The 9,779-nt window shown below is 38.9% G+C and carries 7 protein-coding genes and 1 pseudogene; 1 reads left to right on the top strand and 7 read right to left on the bottom strand.

The annotated features are described in order from the left end of the window. Nucleotides 1–14 precede the first annotated feature (14 nt). Nucleotides 15–200, bottom strand: a pseudogene (locus HMPREF0666_RS17000) (IS1380 family transposase); the annotation flags it as partial. 89 nt (nt 201–289) lie between these two features. Beyond that, a complete protein-coding gene (locus HMPREF0666_RS15325; protein ID WP_009013294.1) occupies nt 290–1,153 on the bottom strand; it encodes a dynamin family protein in 864 nt (287 codons plus the stop codon). Between the two features lie 886 nt (nt 1,154–2,039). On the opposite strand from HMPREF0666_RS15325, the gene HMPREF0666_RS15320 reads away from it, so the two are divergent. Next, on the top strand, nt 2,040–3,812 hold the full coding sequence (locus tag HMPREF0666_RS15320; RefSeq protein ID WP_009013293.1) for a phosphoethanolamine transferase: 1,773 nt from the start codon (nt 2,040–2,042) through the stop codon (nt 3,810–3,812). A 213-nt stretch (nt 3,813–4,025) separates the two neighbouring features. On the opposite strand, the gene HMPREF0666_RS15315 is transcribed toward HMPREF0666_RS15320, so the two are convergent. From HMPREF0666_RS15315 to HMPREF0666_RS15295, 5 genes are all read right to left on the bottom strand, one after another. Beyond that, nucleotides 4,026–4,484, bottom strand: coding sequence for a DUF6078 family protein (locus HMPREF0666_RS15315; RefSeq protein ID WP_009013292.1), 459 nt, complete (start codon nt 4,482–4,484; stop codon nt 4,026–4,028). Nucleotides 4,485–4,510: 26 nt separating this feature from the next. Next, nucleotides 4,511–5,341 (bottom strand): CPBP family intramembrane glutamic endopeptidase, encoded by an 831-nt coding sequence (locus HMPREF0666_RS15310; RefSeq protein WP_009013291.1) that lies wholly within the window; start codon nt 5,339–5,341, stop codon nt 4,511–4,513. A 418-nt stretch (nt 5,342–5,759) separates the two neighbouring features. Beyond that, nucleotides 5,760–6,656 carry a hypothetical protein gene (locus HMPREF0666_RS15305; protein ID WP_009013290.1) on the bottom strand — a complete coding sequence of 299 codons (897 nt, stop codon included), beginning with the start codon at nt 6,654–6,656 and terminating at the stop codon, nt 5,760–5,762. Between the two features lie 67 nt (nt 6,657–6,723). After that, nucleotides 6,724–8,631 (bottom strand): molecular chaperone DnaK, encoded by a 1,908-nt coding sequence (gene dnaK / locus HMPREF0666_RS15300; protein ID WP_009013289.1) that lies wholly within the window; start codon nt 8,629–8,631, stop codon nt 6,724–6,726. 282 nt (nt 8,632–8,913) lie between these two features. Next, on the bottom strand, nt 8,914–9,534 hold the full coding sequence (locus HMPREF0666_RS15295) for a DUF4840 domain-containing protein (protein ID WP_009013288.1): 621 nt from the start codon (nt 9,532–9,534) through the stop codon (nt 8,914–8,916). Between the last annotated feature and the right edge of the window lie 245 nt (nt 9,535–9,779).

The raw sequence follows: 9,779 nt of genomic DNA, 5'->3' as shown, positions 1-9,779 counted from the left end.
CCTCAATACATGAAACCGCCACAGAAGTAGATACTCATGAGAGAACGGATGATTTCGCTGTACTGATAACCGAACGATCTACACCTTAGACCGAGGGTTGAGTCGATGACAGATGATAATGTGGAGTCAAATTGCTCCATGATTGAAAATAATCCCCCAAAAGGAGTGAGTCTCTCAGATTTAATTTGTATCTTCGCCATGTCTATCGTTGGATTCTCTTGTTTTTTTTTGCAACACTAAGATAAGTGAAAATTCTGACATGGCAAAATCCTGAGCAACTTTTTGTTGCTCAGGTACTTAAAAAGTTTAATTTATAATAGTGTTGCGGAATTAAGGTATGACTAATATTTTCAACGTTGTTTATACCTGGTGTGTCTATAAAACAGATATGTTCATTCCCCAAAGTAGATTTGAAAGGAAATGCAGCCTCTATTAAAGTGTCACTATCCCCTTCATTAATATTACTGCTATAGGTGTACGTACCATTGTTTCTTTTGATTGTTATGCCATCATTTGAACACTTATTATGAATATATACCAATTTGTCAGTGCAAGCTGTTGTCTTTATTCTATTTAAACGATAACCAACTAATGCGTTTATTAAAGTAGATTTTCCTGCACTGACATTTGCAACCACAAGTATCTTTTTTTCTGTTCCAGACAAAACCTTATTATTAGTTTTTCTGTGTGCTATCTGGGCCGAACTTACTCCATCAATACATGACTCCCCAGCTTTGTATGCTACTAAGATCTTGTTTAAAGATTTCTTTGAGAAAAATCCACAAACATTCTTGCGCAAATATTCTGATGATTTTTCAAGTTCAGCTTCGCCTAAAACACTTGCCTGTGCAAGATAAAAGACATCAAAGAAGAAAGATTCTCTCATATAAAAGAATTTCATTCCCTTTCTGTGTAATGATATCGCCTTCTTTACTGCTTCAGTATTTGCCGTCCATAGTGAATTAAGGTTATCATGTATAGCATGAATAGAATTTACCCATGCAAAAGTTATCATTTTTGCAATATCTGAGCCTTTGGATATAGAACATAAACATGCAGCTAATCCTTCTACATATTGTATACGGAATTTTTCATCCATTTTTGCAATTGGATGATTATCAATACTACATATTCTATTTAATATCTTATCCATACTATTTATTTTGCACAAAAATACTTAAATAATTTATAAAAAACAAGGAATGTTGAGAAAAATATGGTTACAAGTGCAAAATCATCGATTCGATTAATTTTAAATACTTAGAACCATGTTAATATGCGTAGATTCCAAAGATTTCATGTCGTACGATAGCCGTTTGGCTACACTCAATAGCAGTCTTTAGAAGCTAACTCGTTTTTATCCCACTCTGCCTGTTGTTGTCTATATAGTTTTAGTTTATTTTTAGCTTCAGAAGCTGATACGAAATCTGTTTCATTTCTATTTGTCCATCTTCAAGCCTTCTATTAATGTGTCCATTACATTCGCAAACACATTATGGTATCTCTGCTTGAAAAATCTAAGTAAATTCCTACCATTTAAAAGAATCTTAAGATAGTTGAGTTGCAGTTTCCTGTCATATCTGTCATGCTCTTTTCACTTACTTTCATTTGGTACTTAACGCTTTACGAGAAATGTTAAATATGACAGCAAATGAATTTAAAACTAAATTAGGGGTTTATGTAGTGTTTGCCTTTGTATTCTTTTGATGCGATATACCTTTCGGACATGACAGTCCTATTTAAGTAAGTTTATAGATGGAACTGTTTTGAGTTTACGTAAGTAAGCAGATTCTCTCTGGTATTGCTTAATGCTTTTGTTATCCTTCTTCGTGGTGTAAGGAATACGAGAAAGGTCTATGTTATGAGTAAGGTTGTACTTTTTTATGGTTGTTGCGAGGGTGTTGCTGTTAAGCCATTAGAAACCTATCGTATTTTTCATATATTTATGACGTAAACTCGTTCATTGTAAAGGTATAACTTCTTTTGCTGAGAAAGATACTATTTTGTACCTTTGCAACTGATTATTGCTATATGAGAAGATGGAGAAAGAAGAAGATAGACTGAGTACGCCAAAGGAGAAATGCACTTTCGCAGATTACTTACTGAAACCGATAGAAGTAAACTCACTTTTCTTTGTGTTTATGTTGTTGGTTGGTGTTATCATGAATGTAACCCATCGCAACCTTTTTGGTTATTTGGAATTGTTGGCTGATGTATATGTTGTCAGCTTTCTGTTAAGCCTTTGCCCCAAGATATTACGTCGAGGGTTACAGATAATATTATGCAGTATCACGTATAGCATAGCCTTTATCGATGCTTGTTGCAAAACACTTTTCGGTACACCAATTACACCAACAATGCTGCTTTTGGCACAAGAAACGACAGGCAGAGAATCCGAAGAGTTTTTCTCACAATATATTAAGCCCGAACTCTTATTCTCAACAGCAGGAGTAATCTTATTGATTGCACTGTTTCATATTGTTATGGCTGTAAGGAAGCAGACGTATCATAGTTCATTCTTTAAGCAACCTATCATTGCATCAACTTTGGTAGTCTCCCTCTTAGTAGGCATAACGTTAAGTGTTTACGATAAGACGCAATTATATACAGTCCGAAACCTGTCAGAACTTGAAGTAGCAGTAGTGAACGGCTTTGCACATATTTATCACCCTGTTGAGCGTGTTGCGTATGGACTTTATTCTAATCATTTAATAGCAAAACAGGTTGACGGAGTGATAAAAGCAAATAGGGAGATAAAAATAGACTCATGTGCAATGACATCGCCAATCATTGTTCTCGTGGTGGGTGAGAGTGCCAATCGTCATCATTCGCAGCTATATGGCTATCCCTTACCAACAACACCCCGACAACTTGCCTTGAAGAATGGTAAAGACTCTTTAGCAGTATTTACCGATGTTGTATCGCCATGGAATCTTACAAGTAGAGTGTTCAAGCAAATATTCTCTTTACAATCAGTTGGAGAGAAAGGCGATTGGAGCGATTATGCACTCTTCCCAGCAGTATTCAAGAAAGCAGGTTATCATGTCAGTTTCTTGTCTAATCAGTTCCCGTATGGGATAAACTATACGCCCGATTGGACGAATAACCTCATGGGAGGTTTTTTCCTAAATCATCCACAACTGAACAAGCAAATGTTTGATTACCGAAACACCGAAATTCATTCATTCGATGATGAACTATTAAACGATTATAAACATATCAATGTAAAAGACAAGAGGCCTCAACTGATTATCTTTCATCTATTAGGGCAGCATTATCAATATACAATGCGCTGTAAAGACGAGATGAAGAAGTTTGGAATAAAGGATTATCCACGAAGAGACTTGACGGATGATGAAAAGCAGACGATAGCCGATTATGACAATGCTACGCTTTATAATGATATTGTGTTGAGTAAGATTGTGGAGCTATTCAGACAGCAGGATGCTATTGTCATTTATCTGTCTGATCATGGAGAGGATTGTTATGGCAAAGATGCACAAATGGCTGGTAGACAGACTGAGACAGAACAAATCGATATTAAGAAATATCACGAAGAGTTTGAGATACCCTTCTGGATATGGTGCTCACCTGCTTACAAACAAAAGCATCACAAAATATTTATGGAAACGTTGAAAGCTCAGAACAATAAGTTTATGACGGACGACCTTCCACACCTTCTCTTCTATCTTGCTGGAATAAAAACAAAAGATTATCAGAGAGAGAGGAACCTAATTTCCCCGCACTTCAATAATGCTCGTCACCGCCTTGTATTGCAGAACATTGACTACGATCAAGCTTTAATGAGATAATTTAGCGTGGTCAGCTATACTTATGATAATTACAAATCAATATGTATGGCGTAAATTATAGCACTATCCTACATCCTGTTTCATATTGCTGAAACCCTATTTTCACTCTGATGAAACTTGAGTTTCATGTGTCTGAAACTTGAGTTTCATAATGATGAAACAGCTGATACTGACCGATGGGACAGTAGTAAGGCGCCGAGAAGATATTTTATTTTATACACGTTTGTAGGTACGCATAAGTGTAGGGTATTGTTCTTCATAGCTGTCGAACTCAATTGAAGAACCGTCGTACCCCATGTCTGTGAAGATATCTCTTATCTCCTTTTGCTCACTTTCAGTCAGTACACGTTCTTTTCGTTTAATTCGATAATAGGCTGTGCGCCCAAAAGTGTAGATGAGATTTTGGCGGATATCACTTAAATCAGCCACCCGCACATTGTCATATATTCGTGATAAGCCCCATGCAAAACGTTCCTTGCTGTTAGGGTCGAAGAACGGACAAGGCTGCTTGTCTGCAATCACATTCGTGTTCACCATCATATACTGCTCCCGTCCACCCGTTTCGAGCATCGTGTAGGCGGTGTGGCGCAGGCAATTGTCTGCTTTCTCGCAATGCGTGCCTGCGCAGTGCGCATAGTCGTAGGGTAATTGGTTGTATTGTTCAAGGGTCATAGGATAGGTGTTGTGGATAAATGATATTATGCCAATGTCCTCTTAAAGAAGAGTTGGCGGTCTTTTAGTACAACAATGATAGATACGATAAGTAATAATATTGTTTGTATACACTTGCTATCAGGGTGAGTTGCAAATATTTCATTGAAATAACCTGCCGTAATGTGAAAGATAATAGCAACAAGGATATTTCGGTTGGTTTTATAATAAAGCCAATTCATCAAAAAGACAAAAGGGAAGATACTAACGATGAAGTTCAGACTATAAAGCCAGCCCTCGCTCACTACGTTTGCGTGATAATAACCCTTAATACCTGCAAGAGGGAAATGCCATATAGCCCAATAAGCTGCAAACAGCATAGATGTCTTGAAAAGACTCATTCGAGAACGGAGGCAGTCTGTTCCATAGCCATGCCACGCAAGCTCCTCAAGTATAGGTGCAAGAATAAGGAGGAACCATACAGGGAAGACACCCGACGTAAAGGTGTAATGACCTGTAATAACGAATTGTGATGGACTGTAACCGAAAAGTAGAGATGTTGCCATGGCACACAAGATGCTTGCAGGCATCAGCAGGCAAGCTGTGAGATAATATTGCCACTTATCGGAAGACAAGTTTAGGAATCTTCCAAGAAAGTCTTTCCGCAGTTCCTGACGCTGAAAAACCAAAATAATGGTCAGAACCATTGGGAAGAAAAGTCCAGCCAATCCCAACAATGGCACTACCCATGTGCTTTCCGAATAAACTACATGATGACTTACATAACTGGCAGCAAACCAGAATATCCATGGGATAAGGGTTGCCAAGAGATAGAAAAGTACCGTATGGCGATACTTGATGACGATGTTTTCTTTCATATTGCTTTGATGTTATCAATAATCACAGATTACGTAAATAACAAGACGTACATGAACTGTAATAACCAATGTATTACAAAATCGTCACAAATATACTTCCTACATATCAAAGAGCCAAAATGAAACACTTAAAATACTATATATCTGATATATTTTTGATTTAGATTATCCCATGTTGAGTAAAGATATGGTAACAGGCATAGCCTCTTCACCAAAACATTTCATTATAGGAATAGCTATCAGGAACTATAAAGTTGTGTACCCACCTATCACATAAGCGTTAAGAACTACATACCACTCATTCTTACTCATTTGGGCATCATATTGGTGGCGTGTTGTAAGTACTGGCTGGCTTTCTCGCAGTGACTGCCAGCACAGTGTGTGTAGTCGTAGGGTAATTGGTTGTATTGTTCAAGGATCATGGAGTAGGTGTATTATTATCGGGGTGTTGATTCGGTTCCCCTTGATTCAAAGTACTCTTACTGGGTTGTAAATTAGTATCCTCTTGTGCCAAAATCAAAATCTGGTTATAATTACAAAAAAAGTGAGACAATTCCCTCTTATTATCAGTGTTTTTTTTAATGAAAGGCCATTTTATAAGGTCTATTATCTTATCCCAACAACATCCAATAATCTTTAATATCCAGTTAGGTACTTTTCTCCACCTCTCTTCAATATTATCTCCTCTTTTTGCTACCTTAGCAGCAAAACCCTTACAGCATATAATGATAACAAATGACAACATAATTACAATTCCGCCTACGACCACTTTATACCAATAAGAATATGCAATACTCTCTAACAGTTTAGATACTCCCATTTCTTTACATAACATTAGCAGCCAAGTAAATGTTATGATAAGGCTAACTATTTGATTCACTTTTGATACAGAGAAAGGATATTCTTGCATTAAATTCCTTGTAGAATGCTCACGTCTCTTAATAATACCAAATATAGGAATACCTAAATGTGTGCTTAACATTTCAATATGTGCTTCCCAATTTTCTTGCCAAAACTTGCTTCCTCGGTTTGCTATATACCACAAAAGGGATAATAAGAAACCTAAAGCTGCAAGAAATAGAAGTAGCCATTCCTTTTGATAGATACCGATAATTGAATCATCGGCTTGTATTATCTTATAGTATCCAATAAAGACAGCACTGATAAAGAGAACAAAATAGGCTGTGCGCTTCCAATATAACTCAATCTCAAATTTTCTTGTTTCAAGTGCAATTTGGAATGCTTCTTTTAATTTCTTTTCATCAAAGTTATTGATATAATTTTCCTTTGATATTCCGCATTTCTTTTCTTTCATAGTGTTTGATTAATCTAAAAAGCCCCAATGGCATTTCTACCATTGGGGCAAAGTTATAATATTATTTTTACTTCACTTCCTCAAAGTCTGCATCCTGGATGGTGTCATCCTGCTTTGGCTGCTCCTGCTGACCAGCGTCTGCGCCTGGCTGAGGACCTGCCTGCTGACCGCCTGCTTGGCTATACATCTGCTGTGATGCTGCCTGCATAACGGTGTTGAGGTTGTTGATAGCTGTGTCGATGGCTGCAACGTCAGCTGACTTGTGAGCGTCACGGAGCTGCTGGAGAGCTGACTCGATGCCTGACTTCTGGTCGGCTGGAATCTTATCACCGTTGTCCTTTAAGAAGTTTTCGGTGGTGAAAATCATTGAGTCAGCTTGGTTCAGCTTGTCAATCTTCTCACGCTCTGCCTTGTCGGCTGCTGCGTTCTGTTCAGCCTCAGCCTTCATATGGTTGATTTCGTCCTCGCTCAAACCACTTGAAGCCTCGATGCGGATGCTCTGCTCCTTACCAGTTGCCTTGTCCTTAGCTGATACGTTAAGGATACCGTTAGCATCGATGTCGAATGTTACCTCAATCTGTGGAACACCACGGCGAGCTGGAGCAATACCTGTCAAGTTGAACTGACCGATAGACTTGTTCTGTGCTGCCATTGGACGCTCACCCTGCAGAACGTGGATAGTAACCTCTGTCTGGTTATCAGCTGCGGTAGAGAATACCTCACTCTTCTTGCAAGGGATAGTAGAGTTAGCATCGATAAGCTTTGTCATCACACCACCCATTGTCTCAATACCGAGGGTCAATGGAGTAACGTCGAGCAATACGATGTCGCCTACACCACTCTCCTTGTTAAGGATAGCACCCTGAATAGCTGCACCAACAGCAACCACCTCATCTGGGTTTACACCCTTTGAAGGCTCCTTACCGAAGTAGTTCTTAACCAATGTCTGCACTGCAGGGATACGGCTTGAACCACCTACGAGGATAACCTCATCGATATCTGATGTCTGCAACTTAGCGTCGCGGATAGCATTCTGGCATGGAACGAGACAAGCTTGGATAAGGCTATGTGCCAACTGCTCAAACTGTGAACGAGTCAAAGTCTTTACCAAGTGTTTTGGAACGCCACCTTCTGCAGTGATGTAAGGCAAGTTAATCTCAGTAGAAGAAGAACTTGAAAGTTCAATCTTAGCCTTCTCAGCAGCCTCCTTCAGACGCTGCATTGCCATTGGATCCTTTGTGAGGTCAACACCTTCTTCAGCCTTAAAGCCATTAACCAACCAATCGATGATTACTTGGTCGAAGTCATCACCACCAAGGTGAGTATCACCATTTGTAGAGAGCACCTCGAATACACCGCCACCGAACTCAAGGATTGAGATATCGAACGTACCACCACCAAGGTCGAATACGGCAATCTTCATATCCTTATTAGCCTTATCAACACCATAAGCAAGTGCTGCAGCAGTAGGCTCGTTCACAATACGCTGTACATTAAGACCTGCAATCTGACCAGCCTCCTTAGTAGCCTGACGCTGTGAGTCAGAGAAATAAGCAGGTACAGTGATAACTGCATCAGTTACTTCTTGGCCGAGGTAGTCCTCAGCAGTCTTCTTCATCTTCTGCAGAATCATTGCAGAAATCTCCTGTGGAGTATATTTGCGGTCGTCAATCTGTACACGTGGATAACCACCTTCATTAACAACCTTGAATGGAACACGCTCAGCCTCTTTCTTACACTGGTCGTAGGTCTCACCCATGAAACGCTTAATAGAGTAGATGGTCTTCTCTGGGTTTGTGATAGCCTGACGCTTAGCAGGGTCACCTACCTTACGTTCGCCACCCTCAACGAAGCCTACAACAGAAGGTGTTGTACGCTTACCTTCGCTGTTAGCAATTACTACTGGCTCGTTACCTTCAAATACAGCAACACAAGAGTTTGTTGTTCCTAAGTCAATTCCAATAATCTTTCCCATAATTGTATATCTTTTTTTATTATTATTCGTATTCAGTTATTGACGCTTATCGCTGTAGCTCTACCAGACGTGATTGTCTGTCGCTATCGTTTTCAGCGTCGTTCGCCTATAATTAGACAAATGATATGCCAACAGAGGAGGACTGACATAATGGCAGATGATGTGACAGTTTAGAGGTGACAGACGGAATGATAGTGTCTATGTTGGCACACAGAAAAGCCGAGAAAAGTCAAATATGGACTTCCCTCGGCTTTTATTAATTCTATTATAAGGCCCTTATTCCTATAACTTTGGCTTAGAGTAAATAAGGAAAGTAGTCAGAGGGCTTGTAGCTAAATCATCGAATACACCATCAACAAACACACCTACTCCCTTTAGGTAACAAGCTGACGTTTTTGATTCAGTATCGTAACCACCATAAGTAAAGGTTGGCTCAAATCGAAAATGGATACTAATATCGTGTACCTGACCTTTATATGTCATCTTACCTAAGTTTATAGCGTAAGGAGCAGCAAGGAAAAGAATAGGCTTCACACTGTATACCCCGATGGCACACTTGATTTCCTGGTCTGGTAAAGCAGCTATTGTCTTTCTTAAAACAGAGTCCTTAATGTTAGCTGCTAACATTCTACTTGGGAAATTTCGTATAACAAGTGTGGAGTCATCTTTGATTTCCCAACTGCTATTCACTGAGTCTTTCTTCTCTGATTTGCCAGTCCTATCATTTAGACCATACTGATAGATCTTTCCTTGATAAGAGCCTTGAATCAACTTACTTGCAGCTTTCAATTCTTCTGCTGATGGCAGTTTAGCCTTGCTCTCATAGTCGTCGTTAAGACAAGATGCTAATGAGAATGTTGCAAAGAATGCAATTACTAAAAATAATAAGTTCTTTCTTTTCATTGTAGTACGTTTTGGTTTATTGTTTTGTATGTGGACCTCCATTATATGGAAATCACCATAGTACTTGTTTTAAGTTTATCGTTTACAAAAATACAAATTCTCTACAGAACTCCAACACAAATACTGTTAAAAGTCTGATAAGAGGTGTGTTTGGTTGTTTCTACCATCTGTGTTGAATCTTTTTCTGCCTTTCTATGGGGTGGTTTCAGCGTGTTTTAGGGAATTATTAAGTGATATAAGATAGG

This window comes from Prevotella sp. C561 (assembly GCF_000224595.1).
In the GTDB taxonomy this organism is placed as follows: Bacteria; Bacteroidota; Bacteroidia; order Bacteroidales; family Bacteroidaceae; genus Prevotella; species Prevotella jejuni.
This window is presented reverse-complemented; position numbering and strand designations above follow the sequence as displayed.